This window comes from Haliscomenobacter sp. (assembly GCF_041740695.1).
Classification (GTDB): domain Bacteria; phylum Bacteroidota; class Bacteroidia; order Chitinophagales; family Saprospiraceae; genus Haliscomenobacter.
This window is the reverse complement of the sequence record NZ_JBGSLK010000102.1, coordinates 15,176-34,211: the sequence shown is the minus strand read 5'-3', so window position 1 is coordinate 34,211 and position 19,036 is coordinate 15,176. Positions and strand designations below refer to the sequence as shown.

General features: G+C 48.0%; 16 protein-coding genes. 15 read left to right on the top strand and 1 reads right to left on the bottom strand.

Translation table 11 applies throughout. The annotated features are described in order from the left end of the window. The first annotated feature begins 55 nt into the window (after positions 1 to 55). From ACEW9O_RS20375 to ACEW9O_RS20325, 11 genes are all read left to right on the top strand, one after another. Complete coding sequence (locus ACEW9O_RS20375) at positions 56 to 2,086, top strand: BatA domain-containing protein (protein ID WP_373552043.1); 2,031 nt, start codon at positions 56 to 58, stop codon at positions 2,084 to 2,086. Between the two features lie 166 nt (positions 2,087 to 2,252). Then, positions 2,253 to 3,524 carry a dihydroorotase family protein gene (locus ACEW9O_RS20370; protein WP_373552042.1) on the top strand — a complete coding sequence of 424 codons (1,272 nt, stop codon included), beginning with the start codon at positions 2,253 to 2,255 and terminating at the stop codon, positions 3,522 to 3,524. A gap of 76 nt (positions 3,525 to 3,600) precedes the next feature. Next, positions 3,601 to 4,167 (top strand): DUF4199 domain-containing protein, encoded by a 567-nt coding sequence (locus ACEW9O_RS20365; protein ID WP_373552041.1) that lies wholly within the window; start codon positions 3,601 to 3,603, stop codon positions 4,165 to 4,167. 186 nt (positions 4,168 to 4,353) lie between these two features. Further along, the gene (locus ACEW9O_RS20360; RefSeq protein ID WP_373552040.1) at positions 4,354 to 4,878 is read left to right on the top strand and encodes a DUF4199 domain-containing protein; all 525 of its coding nucleotides are present in this window, start codon (positions 4,354 to 4,356) and stop codon (positions 4,876 to 4,878) included. 15 nt (positions 4,879 to 4,893) lie between these two features. After that, positions 4,894 to 5,865 (top strand): glycosyltransferase family 2 protein, encoded by a 972-nt coding sequence (locus ACEW9O_RS20355; protein ID WP_373552039.1) that lies wholly within the window; start codon positions 4,894 to 4,896, stop codon positions 5,863 to 5,865. Further along, entirely contained in the window at positions 5,865 to 6,902 is a 1,038-nt protein-coding gene (locus ACEW9O_RS20350) for an NAD-dependent epimerase/dehydratase family protein (protein ID WP_373552038.1), read from the top strand. The genes ACEW9O_RS20355 and ACEW9O_RS20350 overlap by 1 nt, the downstream gene beginning before the upstream one ends. 25 nt (positions 6,903 to 6,927) lie before the next feature. Further along, positions 6,928 to 8,196 carry a glycosyltransferase gene (locus tag ACEW9O_RS20345; RefSeq protein WP_373552037.1) on the top strand — a complete coding sequence of 423 codons (1,269 nt, stop codon included), beginning with the start codon at positions 6,928 to 6,930 and terminating at the stop codon, positions 8,194 to 8,196. A gap of 124 nt (positions 8,197 to 8,320) precedes the next feature. Next, entirely contained in the window at positions 8,321 to 8,914 is a 594-nt protein-coding gene (locus ACEW9O_RS20340; protein ID WP_373552036.1) for an SIS domain-containing protein, read from the top strand. A gap of 2 nt (positions 8,915 to 8,916) precedes the next feature. Then, positions 8,917 to 10,278: an RNA methyltransferase gene (locus ACEW9O_RS20335; protein WP_373552035.1), complete on the top strand. Its 1,362-nt coding sequence runs from the start codon at positions 8,917 to 8,919 to the stop codon at positions 10,276 to 10,278. Positions 10,279 to 10,504: 226 nt separating this feature from the next. Beyond that, positions 10,505 to 11,614 carry a 5-methyltetrahydropteroyltriglutamate--homocysteine S-methyltransferase gene (locus ACEW9O_RS20330; RefSeq protein ID WP_373552034.1) on the top strand — a complete coding sequence of 370 codons (1,110 nt, stop codon included), beginning with the start codon at positions 10,505 to 10,507 and terminating at the stop codon, positions 11,612 to 11,614. 21 nt (positions 11,615 to 11,635) lie between these two features. Continuing rightward, complete coding sequence (locus tag ACEW9O_RS20325) at positions 11,636 to 12,760, top strand: alpha/beta hydrolase family protein (RefSeq protein ID WP_373552033.1); 1,125 nt, start codon at positions 11,636 to 11,638, stop codon at positions 12,758 to 12,760. A 290-nt stretch (positions 12,761 to 13,050) separates the two neighbouring features. On the opposite strand, the gene ACEW9O_RS20320 is transcribed toward ACEW9O_RS20325, so the two are convergent. Next, positions 13,051 to 13,500 (bottom strand): MarR family winged helix-turn-helix transcriptional regulator, encoded by a 450-nt coding sequence (locus tag ACEW9O_RS20320; RefSeq protein ID WP_373552032.1) that lies wholly within the window; start codon positions 13,498 to 13,500, stop codon positions 13,051 to 13,053. 164 nt (positions 13,501 to 13,664) lie between these two features. Between ACEW9O_RS20320 and ACEW9O_RS20315 the strand changes: the two genes are divergently transcribed. The 4 genes from ACEW9O_RS20315 (at position 13,665) to ACEW9O_RS20300 (ending at position 19,035) form a co-directional block, all read left to right on the top strand. Beyond that, positions 13,665 to 15,482 (top strand): acyl-CoA dehydrogenase, encoded by a 1,818-nt coding sequence (locus ACEW9O_RS20315; protein WP_373552031.1) that lies wholly within the window; start codon positions 13,665 to 13,667, stop codon positions 15,480 to 15,482. 39 nt (positions 15,483 to 15,521) lie between these two features. Further along, entirely contained in the window at positions 15,522 to 16,502 is a 981-nt protein-coding gene (locus tag ACEW9O_RS20310; RefSeq protein ID WP_373552030.1) for a sugar phosphate isomerase/epimerase family protein, read from the top strand. Between the two features lie 435 nt (positions 16,503 to 16,937). After that, positions 16,938 to 18,254: a spinster family MFS transporter gene (locus ACEW9O_RS20305; RefSeq protein ID WP_373552029.1), complete on the top strand. Its 1,317-nt coding sequence runs from the start codon at positions 16,938 to 16,940 to the stop codon at positions 18,252 to 18,254. 13 nt (positions 18,255 to 18,267) lie between these two features. Continuing rightward, positions 18,268 to 19,035 (top strand): 3-hydroxyacyl-CoA dehydrogenase, encoded by a 768-nt coding sequence (locus tag ACEW9O_RS20300; RefSeq protein ID WP_373552028.1) that lies wholly within the window; start codon positions 18,268 to 18,270, stop codon positions 19,033 to 19,035. Position 19,036: the final 1 nt, after the last annotated feature.

Below are 19,036 nucleotides of genomic sequence, written 5' to 3'. Positions count from 1 at the left end.
TCCCCACACAACCTTCCATCCAACACCAACGTTAATTGGTAAATCGATCCTGACCATGCAGTTTTTATACCCGACATTTTTATGGGCACTTGCCACCCTCGCCATCCCGGTCATTCTGCACCTGTTTTATTTTCGGCGTTTCAAAAAAGTGTACTTCACCAATGTGCGCTTTTTGAAAGAAGTAAAGGATGAAACCAGCATGCGGTCCAAACTGCGCAACTTTCTGGTCTTGGCGGCTCGTTTGTTGGCCTTGTTGTTTTTGGTGTTTGCTTTTGCCCAACCCTTTATTCCTCAAAAAACGGCGGTAAAAAAAGGCATCAAAGCGGTCAGTGTCTACATCGATAATTCTTTTAGTATGAGTGCCTCCAGCCAGGATGTGCCCTTGTTGGAAAAAGCAAAACAACGCGCCAGAGAGATCGTCACTGCGCATGGACCAGAGGATCGTTTTCAAATCTTGAGCAATGAGTTCAGTGGTCGGCAACAGCGCCTTGTAAACAAGGAAGATGCCCTGGCGATGATTGATGAAATTGCCCTAGGCCCGGAGGTACAGGTGATGTCCAGGGTATTGGCCAGACAAAAACAAGCCTTGTCAATGGCTCAAAGTGACAATGAGGTTTCTTACCTCATTTCTGATTTTCAGCGCAGTGTGATGGATTTAACCACCTATCAGGACACCCTTTTACCGCTTACTTTGATTCCATTACAATCGGTTCAGGAAAAAAACCTGAGCATCGACAGTGTCTGGTTTGAAGCTCCGGTGCGCATGGCCAATCAAACCACCCCATTGTTTGTCAAAATCCACAACCACAGCACCACCCCGGTAGAAAATGCCCGGGTCTCGCTCAAATATGCCAATGAGATCAAACCCCTGGGTTCGCTCAGCATCGGCCCAGGTGGCGATCGGGTAGACACCGTTAACATTACCATTTCCGGTACGGGTTGGCAACGGGCAGAGGTGACCCTCACCGATTATCCAATTCAGTTTGATGACCAGTATTTTTTCAGCTTTTTTGTAGCGAGTGAAATCAAGGTATTGGCCATCAACGAGGCGACACCCAATCGATACCTGCAAGCAGCCATCAATGGATTGCCCTACTTCAAACTCAGCGACATGAACAATCAAAACCTGGATTATTCCAAGTTTGTCGATTATCAACTGATCGTGTTGAATGACCTGAGCAACATTTCTTCCGGGATGGGTGCCGAGTTGAAAACGTACATCGAAAATGGGGGCAATGTGCTGGTTTTTCCCGGGCGCAATGCCAATCTAGGTACTTACTCCGCCTTTTTGCAAAGTTTCCCTGCCAATACCCCCCAAAGTTTTGAACAAGTCAACAAAAGTGTAGGGGAAGTCAACCAAGGGGAATTCATTTTTAAAGACGTATTCCTCAACCGCAGCGCGAACCTACGCCTACCGGCAACCCAGGGCAATTTTACCTTTGGTCGTTTCAATTCCCGTGCCGAAGAGCAGCTCCTCTCCTACCGGGATGGCAGCCCTTATTTGTCGAAATACAAACAAGGCAAAGGAAACTTGTACCTATGTGCAGCCCCTCTGGCTCAGGAGTTCAACAACCTGGTCAACAGCGGCGAGGTGTTTATCCCGATGTTGTACAAAATGGCCATTTCCGCCGGTACCGACCCGCGGATTGCCTACATCATTGGCCGCGACGAACTGCTCGAAGCCGACCACCAGGCCAATAGTGCCGAAATAGTCTACAAAATGAAAGGGGAAGGTGGCGAGTTTATCCCCCAACAACGGGCGGTAGGTGCCAAGGTCTTTTTGACGATGAACCATCAAATCAAAAAGTCCGGCTTTTATGACCTTTTTCTCAATCCTGGCCAGGTCAACCACAGTTACGCATTCAATTACAACCGCCGCGAGTCGGCCTTGCAATATTTTAGCCCCGAAGAACTCAGCTCCAAAGTTGGCGAAAATGTCAATGTGATTTCCGCACTCGATACCGCAGTATTGACCGCCCAAATCGAGGAAAACAACCAGGGCACCGTTTTATGGCGCTGGTGCATCATTTTGACTTTGCTTTTTTTGGCGATTGAGATACTTTTGCTGAGATTTTGGAAAGTATAAAACGAGGAAGGAAGGGAAATAAAATAAAGTAAACGCTTGACGGGCTCTTTATTGATTTCGCTGCGTTACTCCTCAGTTGCGTAGTTTACTATGCGCCTTCCTCGTGCCTTGCCAAATCAAAAAATAGCCAAGTCAACCCATTTACTTTATTTCATTTCCCTTCCTAATGAATTTTTTAATCCGCAAAGCCACCGTCATCGACAGCAACTCCCCTTATCACGGTAAGGTAGTTGATCTATTTATTGAGGGAGATAAAATCACTTCCATTGGCAGCGACCTCAAACGCAATGCCGATCAGGTCATTCAAATGGAAGGAGCTCAGGTGTCACCCGGATGGGTGGACATCGGGGTACAAGTTGGCGACCCAGGTTACGAACACAGGGAAGACCTGCGTTCAGTGAGCGCCGCCGCTGCTGCTGGAGGGTTCACCACCATTGGTGCGCAACCCAATACTTCTCCAGCCGTAGATGGGAAAACCGAAGTTACCTACCTCAAACAGTTCAGTCGGGGCAAACTTGTGGATATTCTTCCCATCGGTGCCATTACCAGCAAATGCCAGGGCAAAGACATCACCGAGATGATCGATATGCACTACGCAGGGGCTATTGCCTTTTCGGATGGCAATCACGCCATTGCCGACAACGGCATGATTTTGCGGGCGCTGGAATACGTCAAAGCCTTTAACGGCATCGTCATCAACCAGCCGCTGGATCGTACCCTGGCTTTTGAAGGGCAAATGCACGAAGGGGTAGTGAGCACTTCGCTGGGCATGAAAGGCATCCCTAATCTGGCCGAAGACCTGATGGTACAGCGCGACATCTACCTGGCGCAATACGCCGATTCCCGGCTGCACCTCGCCAATCTGTCCTCCCAATTTGCAGTAGACCTAGTCCGTCAAGCCAAGGCCAAGGGCCTAAAGGTCAGTTGCTCCGTAGCCGCCCTAAATCTGGCCTTCGATGACCGTTCCTTGGTTGAATTTGACAGCGCATTTAAAGTGCTTCCGCCGCTGCGCAGCAGCGAAGATATTGAAGCCCTCAAGCAAGGGCTCAAAGATGGAACCATCGATCTGATCGGTTCCAACCACGTTCCCCTCGAAGAAGAAGCCAAAAAACTGGAGTTTCCCTATGCCGATTTTGGGGCCATTGGCCTCGAAACCACTTATGCCTTAATCAATACACATTTGGAAGGTGTCCTTTCACAAACTGAGTTGGTCGAAAAACTAGCTACCAATCCCCGCAGAATCTTCAATTTAGAGGAAGTTATCGTGCGTGAGGGTGCCAAAGCCAACTTAACCGTGTTTCATCCCCATGAAAAATGGACCGTTCAGGCGAAAGATATTCGCTCCAAGTCTATGAATTGTCCACTCATCGGCCACACTTTAAAAGGTCGGGTAATTGGGGTCGTCAACAATGGGCAGTGTTTTTTGAGTTGGTTGTGATCAGAATGAAAGCGCGATAGTACCATCATCGTATTTCGCACATTTTTTATTTCATAACCAAAAATTTCAATCTATTATGAGCACCATTGATAATCCTTTTAACGAGACACCAAATGTATCCAATACTCAGGTTGCCCTGCGTTTTGGGGTGATTACCACTGTCATTTTGATCGTTTATGGTTTGATTGGTTACGTCTCTGGAATGACCGACCCAGGTAAAATGAGCACTGCGGTTTCCTGGATCAATTCCTTGATTACTTACGCGGTCATGATTGGGGGGATAGTAATGGCCGTACGCCATCACCGTGATGAGAACCAAAAAGGGTTCATCTCTTTTGGCAAAGCATTTGGAACTGGGTTCAAAACCACCTTGGTTATTTGTATCACCCAGGCCATTTGGTTGTATGTATTCATGGCCCTCATCGCGCCAGACATGATGGACCAAATTTTACAAGCTTCAATTGACAAGGCGGCTGAGCAAGGCCAAGATCCAGAACAAGTTGAAGCAGGTATGAAAATGGTGAGTTGGATGTTTACCCCTCCCATGATGGCCGTGATGGCCTTCATTACTTTAACATTCATGGGTACCATTTTTTCATTGATCGTAGCAGCGGTGATGAAAAAAGACGCTGAGAAGTTTTAAGGAAAAATTTTCAGGGGTGATAAAAAAAATAAGTGTTCATTTTGCCAGAGGGTTAGATAAGTAAACGTTTCATTTCAAGTGTCTTATCTAATCCTCTGGCTCAAAAAAATGAACACTTATTTTTGCCCCACTACTCAAAGCAGATTCTAGGTCTTATGTTTGAGGGTCAAAATCAAAGCTGATCCAATGCAAAATTCTAGAATCATAAAAATGGGTAGTTTAGCAGGAGTCGCCATTGTGCTGTGGCTCCTGCTATTTTATTTTGTGGATAAAAAATTGTATTTCCATCCCGGAGTTCAGTGGGGGGTTTTGCCCTTTTATGCCCTAGCTATGTATCTGGCTTGTCGCGGCGAAGCACGCCAAAACACAGAATTGTATGCCTGGCAACCCGCCTTGCGCACTGCTTTTGGCACTTTTGTCGTTACCCACCTAATTGCCCACGTATTTTACTTCGTACTTTTGAAGTTTATTGATCCTGGAATGATAAATTTGCAGGCTGAAGTCTTCAGTGAAGGACTCGAACGCAGCAAAAACCTGCTGGGTGAAGAAAATGCCTGGAAAATGAAAGACCAGTACCAAGCCGAAGATTTTATCCCCACTTTCCAAAAGTCCGCTTTTGCCTTTACTTTTGGTTTGATCGGTGGATTTGTAATGTCCCTGGCTGTAGCCTGGTCAACTTACGGTAAATCGGGATTCAGTCAAGGCAAATAACACTTAAGCATCGTCATGAACATTTCTCTAGTTATCCCTTTGCTCAACGAAGAAGAATCATTGCCGGAACTGGAAGCCTGGATTCGTCGGGTGATGGATACCAATGGCTACAGTTACGAAGTCATCCTGGTCGACGATGGCAGCACCGATGCGTCTTGGAAAGTCATTGAGCAACTGCGTATCCAAAACCCCAACATCAAAGGCATCAAATTTCGGCGCAATTACGGCAAATCTGCGGGGTTGCACTCCGGTTTCCAGGCAGCCAATGGCGACGTAGTCATCACCATGGATGCCGATTTGCAAGATAGCCCCGATGAAATTCCCGAGTTGTACCACCTAATCACCAATGAGGGTTATGACCTGATTTCCGGTTGGAAAAAAAAGCGCCACGACCCCATTTCCAAAACCATCCCCTCCAAGTTTTACAACTGGGTCGTACGCAAGGTGAGCAAAATCAACCTGCATGACTTCAACTGCGGGCTCAAGGCTTATAAAAACGAAGTGGTCAAAAATGTGGAAGTATACGGGGACATGCACCGCTTTATTCCACTATTGGCCAAGTGGGCAGGGTTCAAAAAAATTGGAGAAAAGGTAGTGGAGCACCGCGCCCGCAAGTACGGGTATTCCAAATTTGGCTGGACGCGTTTGTTTACCGGTTTTCTCGATTTACTTTCTGTGGTCTTTGTGGGCCGTTATGGCAAAAAGCCGATGCAGTTCTTTGGTACGTCTGGCTTGGTCGTTTTTATGGCGGGCTTTGTATCGGTTGCTTTCATCGGTTTTTCCAAATTGTATGACGTCATCAACAACGTCAAACGTTCGCCGCTCATCGCAGAAAACCCCTGGTTTTTCTTCGCTCTCACTTGTATGATCATTGGCACCCAGCTTTTTTTGGCAGGTTTCGTGGCCGAACTGGTGAGTCGCAGTGCCCCCCATCGCAATAACTACATCGTTGAAAAAGTGCTCGGAGAGCTCGAAATCGAAGAATAATGCAAAAAGTACATTTGGTAAGTGGCGGCTGTGGATTTGTAGGCCGCAACATGGTCAAAAGACTCTTCAACAAAACCCAGGATAAAGTCATTTTTATCGACGACTTGTCGGTAGGTACCCACCCCTCCACCTGGTTGGCTGCTCCACAAGGACGTAGCATAGGCAACGCTACTTTTTTCGGAGCAGATGAGCGTTTGCTGTTCATCCAGGATGATTTTCGCAATGTCCTGCGTGGGTTGCACGATGCACCCAGTTATTTTGCGCCCTTCGGCTGGCAAGTAGAAAAACTCAGCGATGTCTTCCATTTTGCCGCCATTGTAGGTGGTCGCGCCAAAATAGACGGGGATCCGATGATGGTGGCCCTGGATTTGTCCATCGATGCCGAGTTCTTCTACTGGATTTGTCGCCACAAACCCGAGCGGGTCTTGTACCCCAGCTCCAGTGCCGCTTACCCGGTTGACTTGCAAACTGAAAGTGACGCCATTGCCTTAAGCGAAAAAGACATCAACTTCGACCGCATGGGCAAACCGGATATGACCTACGGCTGGAGCAAGTTGACGGGTGAATACCTGGCTCAAATCACGGCCCAATATTATGGAGTGAAAGTGACCTGCATCCGTCCTTTCAGCGGTTACGGTGAAGACCAAGACCTCACTTACCCCATTCCAGCCATTGCTGCTCGTGCGGCGCGTAAGGAAGACCCTTTCGAAGTGTGGGGCAGTGGCAATCAAGGCCGCGATTTTGTACACATCGACGATGTGTTGGATTGTGTAGAGGTGGCCATGGGTAAAATTCACGACGGCACAGCGATCAACATTGGCATGGGCCGTTTGAGTAGTTTCCGGGAAATCATTGAGATTTTTTGCAGTTTCGCGGGGTATCAGCCGACCATCAAACCACTATTGGATAAACCAGTCGGGGTTCATTCCCGTTATTGCAATATGGACTTTGTGAAAGAAACCCTAGGCTGGGAAGCCAAAATCAGCTTGGAAGCAGGTTTGCGGCGAGTGTATGATGAGGCAATCAAAAAATTGTAGGCAGCTTTGCAATAAGTTTACAAGCATGAAAATAGTCTGTTTCGGCCCTGGTCCAAAATTCAAAGGGGGTATCTCCAATTACAACACCTCCCTGGCCCGTGCCCTGGATAAAATCCCAGGCACAGAAGTCCACATCGTGTCCTGGACCCAGCAATACCCCGCCATCATCCCCCGCGAATTTGTAGACAAGTCCAGTCAAATGGATTTGCTGGAAGGCAGCAAAATCAAAGTCAAATACATCACCAACTACAACAACCCACTGAGCTGGTACGATACCTATCGCTACATCCTAAGTTTAAAACCCGACAAAGTCGTATTTCAGTGGGCCATTGCCATACAAGGGTTGCCCATTGGGCGCATTGTGAGTTGGTTGCGGCAGCATACCGAGATAGAAGTGATCCTCGATCTGCACTTTGTCATCCAAAAGGAGAACAGCAGCGTCGACAAATATTTTACCAAAATGGGGATTGGCAAAGCCAAAACCTACATTGTCCATGCGCTCAAAACCTTTAACGAACTCAAAACCCTCTACCCCAATCGGCAATTTGAGTTGAGTTACGAGGGCCAACGCAGTACTGATAAAACGGTACAAACCGTCCTCAAACTCTACCATCCCATCTACGACCTGTTTCAACCCAAAGCAGATTTTGATGTGGAAGCGTTCAAAAAAGAACATGGTTTGCGCAAGCACGTATTCCTCTTTTTTGGCTTTATTCGCAAATACAAGGGTTTGCACCATGCGATTCCGGCTTTTCAAAAAGTGGCCGCCCAGCGCGATGATGTATCCCTGCTCATTTGTGGAGAATCCTTTTGGCAAACCTTGGATAACAGCAAGTGGAGCACCAAAATCAAAAATGCCTTGTTTGGTTTGGCTAAAAAAATAGTCCTCCGCCAAAGCGACGATGAACGGCAGTATAACCCACTGGCCTTAATCGACGAGTTGAACCTGCGCGACCGTGTAGCGGTGTTCAATACCTTTATCCCCAACGAAGACGTCCACAAATACTTCCAGGTAGCCGATTGTGCAGTGTTGTTTTACGAATACGCGACTCCTTCCGGGATCGAATCTTTGAGTTATAACTTTGCCTTGCCACTGGTTGCCACCAAGGTTGGCCATTTTCCGGAAACCATCCAGGAAGGCTTCAGTGGTTATTTGGCCGAAGCGGGTGATGTAGATTCGATGGCCGCTCAAATGCTGCGCTTCCTGGATGAACCGATACCAAGGGAAAACATCCGGGAGAAGACCAAAGAGTTGAGTTGGGAAAATTACGCCAAAGTAGTGGGGCAAAAATAAGTGTTCATTTTTCCTGAGTCAAAGGATTAGATAAGACACTTAAAATGAACCGTTTACTTATCTAATCCTTTGACAAAATGAACCACTTATTTTTTATCGCCCTAAAGTAATAATGCACGCATAAATGAACATTCATCCTCTGATCCAGACCCGCATTGCTTCCCACCTGTACACCGTCACCATGCTGCACGAGCAAGAAGACCTTCTGGAGCGTGCCCATCATATGGCAAACACTTTTTTGGAAGCCTTTAAAACCGGTCATAAAGTGCTGTTTTGTGGCAATGGCGGCAGTGCTGCGGATGCTCAGCACCTCGCCGCGGAGCTTTCTGGGCGGTATTATTTCGACCGCCCCCCCTTGTTCGCCGAAGCCTTGCACGTCAATACTTCTTATTTGACTGCTGTAGCCAATGACTACGGGTACGATGAGGTTTACGCTCGGATGTTGCGGGCCATGGGCAGTAAAGGAGATATTTTGGTGGCCATGTCCACCTCTGGGAACTCTCCCAACGTACTTAAAGCCATTGAAGCTGCCCGTGAACAGTCCATGACAGTCATCGGGATGACCGGAATGGAGGGCGGAAAAATGGCCAATTTGTGCGACATCCTCATCAATATTCCATCCAAAGACACGCCCCGCATCCAGGAATGCCACATGCTGATCGGGCATATTGTGTGTGAGATCGTGGAGAAAGAATTATTTGCCAATCCAAATCGCTAGTCATGCCAAGCCCGGTCCTACCCACCGCTTTTTCTAATCAAATGTTACAGCAATTGGGTGAGACCGATTACCAGGCATTCCTACAAGCACTCGCCGCTCCCACCCCGGTCAGCATTCGGCGTAATTCTTTGAAATTAAAAAATTGGTCGGAAAATTTTGACGGAGTAAAATGGAACAACGAAGGAGTTTACCTTCCTGAGCGACCGGTTTTCACTCTCGACCCACGTTTGCATGGTGGAGCTTACTATGTGCAGGAAGCTTCCTCAATGTTGTTGTCTGCGGTTTTGCCCCAAGTGATCGATTTAAATCAGCCTTTAAAAGTCTTGGATCTGGCGGCTGCACCAGGGGGAAAAAGCACCTTATTGGCCGCTGCCTTATCTGAAGACAGTTTACTGATCAGCAATGAAGTCATCAAATCCCGTTATCAAATCCTACGGGAAAACCTCTGCAAATGGGGCTATCCCAATGTGTTGTGCTCCAACCAGGACAGCCGGGAATTCGCGCCCCTGCAAGGCCAATTTGACCTCGTTTTGCTGGACGCACCCTGCTCCGGTGAAGGTTTGTTCCGCAAAGACCCCAATGCCGTCAACGAATGGTCGCCCGAACACGTACAACATTGCTCGGCCCGTCAAAGGCGCATTTTGGCCGAAACCAGTCCGCTGCTTAAGCCCGGTGGCATCCTCATTTATTGTACCTGCACGTACAACGAGTTTGAAAATGCCCTGAATATAGCCTGGTCTCAAAACAACCTGGAACTGACCCCCATTCCCCTGTCTTTCCCTGCCGAATGGGGTGTACAAGCCCGCGACTTTGGCTACCAATGTTATCCCCATCAGGTGCGTGGCGAAGGCTTTTTCATCGCGGCCATGCGTCAGGAGCAACATCATCCTGTACTTAGATCGGCGCCAACGAAAGGTTTTTGGAGAAATGCGCCCCGCAAAAACGCGACTTTTTTGCATAAATGGGTCAAACCTGGCGTTGAGCTCCAACTATTGGAAAGTCCACATGGAGAATTGGCCGCCATTCCACAAGTTTGTTTTGAATTTTTTCAAGAACTCAGTCCCTACCTCAGGCGTTGGGATCCAGTCCTTGAATTGGGCGCTTTAAAACACACGGATTTTATACCTGCTCCAGCTTTGGCTTTGAGCACCATCGTTCATCCAGATTTACCCAACACGCCACTCGACCTTCTCACTGCCTTGAAATACTTGCGCAGAGAACCACTCGAACTCCCTACCGCCCCAGAAGGTTGGGGCCTGGTCAATTTCGAAGGTATCAACCTGGGCTGGATCAAAAACATCAAAGGCCGCATCAATAATTATTTCCCGAAGGAGTGGCGCATAAGAATGGGTGGGAGTGTGTAGTGTGATAGTGTGGGTGTGTCGGCCTTCCATTCCCGCGTGATACTCCGCCAACCCACGGATAAATCCGTGGGAGGCTACCCACTGCCCCACCCCACGAATTTATTCGTGGGAACTTTCCTCAAATAAATTGGACATTAAAAAATTTCCCCGTAAATTAGCAGGCAACCTGATATTAAAACACCCATCAGGTCACCCAAAATCGCATCACCTACAAAAATCGCTCATCATGTCAACGCCTCCATTCCGTGCGGATCACGTGGGAAGTTTATTGAGAACCAGTGCCGTAAAAGAAAATCGCCTGCGCTGGAAAAAAGGAGAAATCTCCGCCGCTGAATTGCGCGCCATCGAAGACGCCGCCATTGCGGAAACAGTTAAAAGGTTAGAAGCGACCGGCATCCAATCCATCACCGACGGCGAATTTCGACGCGATTATTTTCACCTCGACTTCCTCAAAGAGCTGGATGGTGTAACTGTCACCGGGGGCATTGAAAGCAATCCCAACGCCAAAGCGGCTGAAGATGGTTTCAAACCACCCGTGGTGAGCGTAAGCGGCAAACTCCGGCACCAGCACGACATCCAGGTAGCGGATTTTAAATACCTGCAATCCGTCGTTACGCGCACGCCCAAGGTGACCATTCCTTCCCCTACTATGGTGCATTTCCGGGGTGGTCGCCAGTCTATTGACATCAATTCTTACCCCGACATGGAGTTGTTTTTCCATGACCTGGCCGCCGCTTATCGGGAGGAAATTGACCATCTCTACTCAGCAGGTTTGCGTTATCTCCAACTCGACGATACCAACCTGGCCTACCTCTGCGATCCTAAAATGCGCGCCGCGGCCGCTGAGCGGGGTGAAGACCCCAATGAACTGCCGAAAACTTACGCGGCCTTGATCAATGCCGTGATTGACAATCGACCTACTGACCTGCGGGTGGGTATCCATCTTTGTCGAGGCAATTACCGCAGCACCTGGTTTGCCGAAGGTGGTTATGAGCCGGTGGCCGAAGTTTTGTTCAACGAAATCAATGTGGATGGCTACTTCCTGGAGTACGACGATGAGCGCTCCGGCGATTTTGCGCCGCTGCGTTTTGTCCCCAAAAATAAAATGGTGGTCTTGGGCATTGTATCCTCTAAAGTTGCCCAGTTGGAAAATATGGATGACCTCTGCAAGCGCATTGATGAAGCAGCTCAATACGCTCCACTGGAAAACTTGTGCGTCAGTCCCCAATGTGGTTTTTCTTCTACCCACCACGGCAATCAAATGACCCACGACGACCAGTGGCGCAAGTTGGAATTGGTGGTGAACACAGCCATCAAAGTTTGGGGAAACCCATAAACCACCTAAATATCCTCAATCATGAAAAATCTACTCTGCTTCTTCTTGCTGTTCGGTTCCATTGGTCTTTTTGCCCAAAACGGCGTCGCCAAAATCGACACGGGGAGCATCAAAGGGGCCAAATACCGCATCCTTTTTCCTGAAAATTGGAAAGGGAAACTGGTCATGTACGCGCATGGCTACGAGTTTATGGGTGCAGCACCCCGCCAAAGCCAAAATCCGGGTTTTATCTCCAACATGAAACCTTTTCTCGAACGTGGCTTTGCCGTAGCCGCTTCGGATTATTCCAAACAAGGTTATGCCATTCCTGAGGGCATCGAAGACACGGAAGCATTGCGCAGCTACTTCGTCAAAACTTATGGAAAACCCGACTCAACCTTCATGGTCGGGCATTCCATGGGCGGTGGCATTACCCTGGGCATCCTGGAAAATTTTAGCCAAAGTTATTTGGGTGGATTGCCCCTTTGCCCACTTTCCAGCCGTCCTTATTTGCAGGTGCGCAAAGAGTTTGACTTGTACGCTACCTTCAATGGCCTGTTTCCTGGAATCATTTCAAAACTTTCCGACATTTTTGATTTGAACAAACCCGTGGCAGCAATGTCCTTTCGCGAAATGATGCCCAAAGTCAACGCGATTCGCAAAGCCATTGTGGCCAAAGATTCGCTATTGGGTCTGGCCGTGGCCAAACGTTTTGACCTCAAGTTTGACGACTTGCCCTTCACCTTGATGTTTAGTGAAAACGTTTTGCGGGATGTGGCTCAAAAAGCCAAAGGCAATCCTTTTGACAATACCAATACGGTGTACAGCGGCTTTCCAAATGACAAAGAAGTGAACCTGAAAGCCGAACGACTCGCCGCTACACCCGGTGCAGACCAATTGTTTGTGGCCTATGACCGCACCGGGAACGTGGACAAACCGATCGTTTTGATGCATACCTTGTACGACCAGTTGATCCCACCCAATTATGCGGTGACCAACTACGAAAACATGCTTCAGGGACGTGGAAAAAGCCAGTTTTTGACCGTGTTGTACACCAATGGGCAAGCGCATTGCCAGTTTACGCCACAACAGACCGGCGTGGCGTTTGATGCGTTGCGGACTTGGGTGAAGACGGGGAAGAAGGCGCAGGCGCGGTTTTTGGAGTGAGATCTACACTAAAAAATTTCGTCCCAAATTTCTTAAACACAATCTACTTATATTATTTAAGCACAAAGGTAAAAATGAGGACGCAAAGAACACAAAGTTAGACGTTGACAAGGGTTTAAAATATCAACAAAAGCTCCGTCAACGTCTAACTTTGTGTCCACTGTGCCCCTTTGTGCTTTCTTTGTGATAAAAGTGTCGCTTTGGTAGTTTTTAGAAATACTGCACTACTTTCCTGGGTGTATTTGCCCAAATCACCTTCCATGTATAGCAGCTATCGGGTCCTCGTTTGATCATTTTGTAGCCTTTGGCTTTTCTTCTCCCTCCTCTTTAAGGTTCTCCAAAATTTTCCCTATCGACCCACGAAAAACCTCCCGTTCCTTGGCTTTGAGTTTTTTCAGCAATTTGTCTTCAAACACATCCATCGCGACATTGCAAATTTCCAGCACCTCTTTTCCTTTATCAGTGAGGGTGATGCGCAGGATACGTTTATGATTAGGATCGGTATTCCGTTCCAGCAAATCCTTGCGCTGTAAGGTAGTTACCACCTCATTCATCGACTGAGGAGTCATCAAAAAGCGCCGCGACAATTGAGCTGAGGACAAATCAGTTTCGTTGTCCCCTACAAAGTTGAGGATGATGAACTGGGATGGAGTAATTTCGTACGCGCCTAAAATTTTGATCATGTTGGCCGTAACTTCCGTTTCCAGGCGTTTGATTAAATAGATTGTTCTAGCAGGCATACCAATGGGTTATGGGCTTTTTTTTTGCTACAAGCTACAAAAATAGAAAAATAGCCCACAGCGTAAACAAAGTACGGAAAGCATTTTTAATTTTGTTAATTTTGTAAGGCTACCTTAAACTTACCCTTACAATTTTCTACATCACCATCAATCGCCGAAAAAGCATGGCCGAAAAAACCTTCTCGCGCCGCAATCTGGACTTCATCCTGTTTGAAACCTTACAGGTAGAAAAGCTCCAACAATTCGATTATTTCAAGGCTCACGACCGGGAAACATACGGATTCACACTGGACATTGCCAGTGACCTCGCCAAACAAATCATGCAGCCCGCCTACCAGGAATCCGATCGGCAGCAACCCGAATTGGTCGATGGGCAGGTCAAAGTCCATTCCAGTGTGCACAGCTTCATCAAAGCCTTCAGCGAAGCGGGCCTGATGGCCGCGCCCTTCTCCGAAACCTGGGGGGGCATGCAACTCCCCAAGATCATTGCCGCCGCCGCCGAGTTCATCATGGGCAGCGCCCACAATAGTTTGGTGATGTACACCGACCTGAGCAAAGGAGCAGCCAATCTCATTTACACCTTTGGGAATGAAGCGCTTAAAAGTTTTTTTTTACCCAAAATGTTATCCGGTGAATGGATGGGCACCATGTGCCTTACTGAGCCACAAGCAGGTAGTTCCTTGTCTGACGTGGCTAGTTCGGCCAGTCCACAACCCGATGGTACTTATTTGATCAAAGGGCAAAAAATCTTTATTTCAGCCGGAGATCAGGATGTGACCGACAATATTGTGCACCTCGTGCTGGCCCGTGTTGATGGTGCGCCCAAGGGTACCAAAGGAATTTCACTGTTCGTTGTACCTAAAAAGCGCCTCAATTCCGCAGGAGTGTTGGAAGACAACGATGTCGTTTCCATTGGGGTCTACCACAAAATGGGGCAAAAGGCCACCCCGGCCATGCACCTGGAATTTGGAGCACAAAACGATTGTGTAGGATATCTGATAGGTGAAATGAATCGGGGTTTACCGCACATGTTTTTGATGATGAACGGCGCGCGACTCGGCGTCGGCATGGGTGGTATCCACATCGCTTCCGCTGCCTATTACGCTTCCTTGCAATACGCCCAGGAGCGCCCCCAAGGGCGGCGTTTGAATAAAAAAGAGGCAGTGGTTGAACCCGCAGTATCGATCATCCAACACCCGGATGTGCGGCGGATGTTGTTTTTGCAAAAAGCGATTGTAGAAGGTGGACTCAGTCTGGTACTGCAATGTTACCTATATCTGGATTTGGAAAAAGTGCACGCCGAAGACCCCGAGCTCAAAAAGCACTATAATCAACTGCTGGAATTGCTCACGCCCGTGGCCAAAACCTATGGGGCTGAGATGGGCTTTGTAGCCGTCAATCAAGGCTTACAAGTGCTGGGAGGATATGGTTACACCGAGGATTTCCCCTTGGAGCAATTGGCCCGCGATGTGCGCATCATGAGTTTGTACGAAGGGACTACTGGCATCCAGTCACAAGCCTTACTGGGGCGGCAAGTAGTTGGCAATCAAGGCAAAACCCTGGTGATCTGGTACAACGAAGTAGGCAAAACCATCCACCCCGCTGAGCATGACCCCACCTTGAGTCCTTACTGGGAGGCACTAATGGCCTCTCTGCGCCAGTTCCAAAAAGTCACCGCTCATCAATTCAAATTGGCCACCGAAGGCGACATGGAAGTACTGCTGGCTGATGCCAATTTGTACATGGAAGCCTTTGGCATTTTGAATGTGGCCTGGCAATGGCTGCTCCAGGGCATCGTGGCGGTTGAAACGCTTAAAAAGGGCGGGATTCAAGGTGAAGAGCTTACTTTTTATCAATCCAAAATCGAAACCCTGCGCTTTTATTTCCACTATGAACTACCTCGTTTGCAAGGATTGTTCAGCAGGCTACAGGAGGACATTCACCTGACTCTTTTTGACGAAGACAGCGAGTTTTTAATTTGATCCTTAACACACAACAACATGAAACAAATGAACTACATCATGAGACGCAATTTTTTAAGCATTGCCCTCATTGTTGGTGCGGGTTTAATGGCCAGCAATTATTGGGATGCGCTGGCACCGAAGCCCAATTCCAAGTTTGCAGGCATACAAGTTGGAACGATTACTTATTCCTTTCGGAGTATGCCCCACGACGTGGATCAACTGATCCAGTTTTTGACAGAAGCCAACGTTAGTGCCATCGAATTAATGGGGGATCCTGCCGAAACTTATGCGGGCAAACCCGCTTCGCCCGTACGTATGGGCCCTCCCCCTGCAGGCGGCCAACGCCCCCAAATGACTGATGAGCAAAGAGCCCAAATCGCAGACTACAATAAAAAAGTAGCAGAATGGCGGACTACGGTTTCGATGGATAAATTCACGGAAATCCGCAAAAAATTCAAAAAAGCCGGGATCACCATTTATGCCTTCAAACCCAATACTTTTGGGCCAAACAACAGCGACGCGGAAGTAGAATACGGCATGCGGGCCGCCAAGGCACTTGGAGCAAAATCTGTAACGTTGGAATTGCCTACAGACCCCAAGCAATCCCAACGTTTGGGCGATCTGGGTGCCAAGCACAAAATCTATGTCGGCTACCACAACCACACCCAGGCTACCGATGTACTTTGGAATGAAGCATTAAATCAATCTCCTTACAACAGCATCAACCTGGACGTAGGTCACTACATCGCGGCGGGTGGTAAAAATACGGTTCCATCCCTGCTTGCCTTCATCGAAGCCAAACACGACCGCATCACCAGCATGCACGTCAAAGACCGCCAAACACCTACCAATGGTGCTGGCAACCTGGAATGGGGTAAGGGTGACACGCCGCTGAAGGAAATATTGACGATGATGCGCGATAAAAAATACAAATTCCCGGCTTCCGTGGAGTTGGAATACACCGTTCCTGAAGGTTCGAATGCCGTGAAGGAAGTGGCCAAGTGTGTGGCGTATGCGAAAAAGTTGTTGATGGGATAAAAAAAGGAGCCGGTACTCTACCGGCTCCTCATTAAACACTAATAATGTATAAACCAATCTTAAATTCCAAATGGAGAATGCACAATAGTAAAATGTACATTTATTTTATAATTGTCAAACTTACAATTATCTGCCGAAACAATCCAGCCTTCACTTATTTTTTTTTCAGGTTTAACTTTGGTTTAACACTTAGGGGCGATAAAAAAATAAGTGCTCATTTTGCCAAAGGATTAGATGAGTAAACGCTTTATTTAAGTGTCTTATCTAATCCTTTGGCTCAAAAAAAAATGAGCACTTGTTTTTGCCCCACTACTAGGTGCTGAATCCTTTGCGAAGATTTTTCTCAACTGTGGATAAAAAAGCGATCTAAAGCTAGGCATCAGAATCAGGTTTCCTTATATTTGTCAATGTCCTACATCACCAATCGCCTACACCATGTCTGACCCTCAACCTGCAAAGCTGCGCTATGCCTGGTACGTTGTAATCGTGCTCATGCTGGCCAATGTTTCCTCGTTTATCGACCGGCAGATTTTAGCCCTACTGGTTGGTCCGATCAAGCGGGATTTACATTTATCCGACACCGAAATGAGTTTGCTCATGGGTTTTAGCTTTGCCTTGTTTTATACCCTTTTTGGCATCTTTATCGGGCATTTTGCGGATAAGTTCAACCGACGAAACATCATCATTGCCGGGGTGACTATGTGGAGTTTGATGACGGCATTATGTGGTGGAATCAAAAATTACACCCAATTCTTCTTTGCACGCATGGGCGTGGGTGTAGGCGAGGCTACTTTATCTCCTTCCGCCTATTCACTTATTTCGGATTACTTTCCGCCCAGTAAATTGTCTCGTGCCTTGAGCACTTATTCAATGGGGGTGTTTTTGGGGATGGGATTAGCTATAGTGGTTGGCGCAGGATTGATCAGTGCCTTGCCTACCGAAGGGATGGTACAAATCCCCATTTTCGGATCCATTTACCCCTGGCAGTTGATGTTTTTTTACATTGGTTTGCCGGGATTGTTGATCGCTTTCTTAGTGATGAGCATCAAAGAGCCGGACCGCAAAGAAACCCTGGAACAGCAAAAAATAGCCAAGCCAAGCCTAAGCGAAGCACTAAAAATTATCTGGCAAAACCGCAGTGCCTACTCCGCCATTGTATTGGGCACTTCTTTTACGGCCTTTGCCAACTACGGTACTTCCGCCTGGGTCCCGACTTATTTCAACCGCACTTTTGATTGGGCCATGCCCGTCATCGGCTTGAAATTTGGTTTGATTGTGACCATTTTTTCTGGATTGGGGGTATTAGTGGGCGGATGGTTAGCCGATCGCTATGTCCGCAATGGGGCCAAAGCAGGGCGCGTGTATGTGGGGATTATTTCTGGGGTGGGCATTCTGGTTTCAGCGGGCAATTTTTTGCTGGGAAACCCCGACTTGATTTTGCTGAGCCTGGCAATCCCAGCCTTTTTTATGGCTTTTCCGCTAGGTGCAGCAGCAGCAGCGGTGCAAGAATTGATGCCCAACCGGGTCAGGGCACTTGCATCCTCCATCTTTTTGTTTTTCATCAATATGGTGGGCATGGGTGGTGGTCCGTATGTAGTAGCTTTTTTTACCGACTCCGTTTTTCACGATGAAGGCATGATTCGTTATTCCTTGGTAGCGTTATACTTGATTGGGGGAGTCGCTACCATACTTTGTTTTTGGCTGGGTTTAAAACCTTATCAGCGAATTTTAGCTGCAAGGGCCGTAGTTTAATAAATTTTAAAACATGACCATATCAAACCATACTTTTTTCATTACTGGTGCTGCATCGGGCCTCGGCCTGGCTACTGCTCAAATGGTCATCGAGGAGGGCGGGCAAGTCTTATTGGCGGACATCAATGCGGATACAGGTGCCATGGCCGAGAAACTGCTAGGCCCTAAAGCAAAATTTGTAGCCACCGACGTCAGTGAGGAAGCCAGTGTAAAAAATGCCCTGGCGGAAGGATTGAAACACTTTGGACGCTTCGACACTCTCGTGAATTGTGCCGGAATTGGCCCTGCCGAACGGGTTTTAGGTCGCAATGGAGTACATTCCCTGGCCTCTTTTTCCAAAGTCATCCAGGTCAATTTGTTGGGGGCCTTCAACGTGATTCGGCTGCTGGCCGAACACATGCAAAACAACCCCGAAGGTGACAGTGGCGAACGTGGGGTCATCATCAATACTGCCTCCGTGGCCGCCTTCGAGGGGCAAATTGGACAAACCGCCTACGCCGCTTCCAAGGGCGGAATCGTGGCCATGACCTTACCCTTGGCCCGGGAATTTGCCCGAGTGGGCATTCGGGTCATGACCATTGCGCCGGGGATATTTGAAACCCCACTTTTAGCCAATTTGCCCGAAGAAGCCCGGGTTTCCCTGGGCCAACAAGTGCCCTTTCCCTCCCGGCTGGGACAAGCTTCCGAATTCGCCGCACTCGTCCAACACATTATTGAAAACCAAATGCTGAATGGCACCGTTATCCGCCTGGATGGTGCCATTCGTATGGCTGCAAAATAAC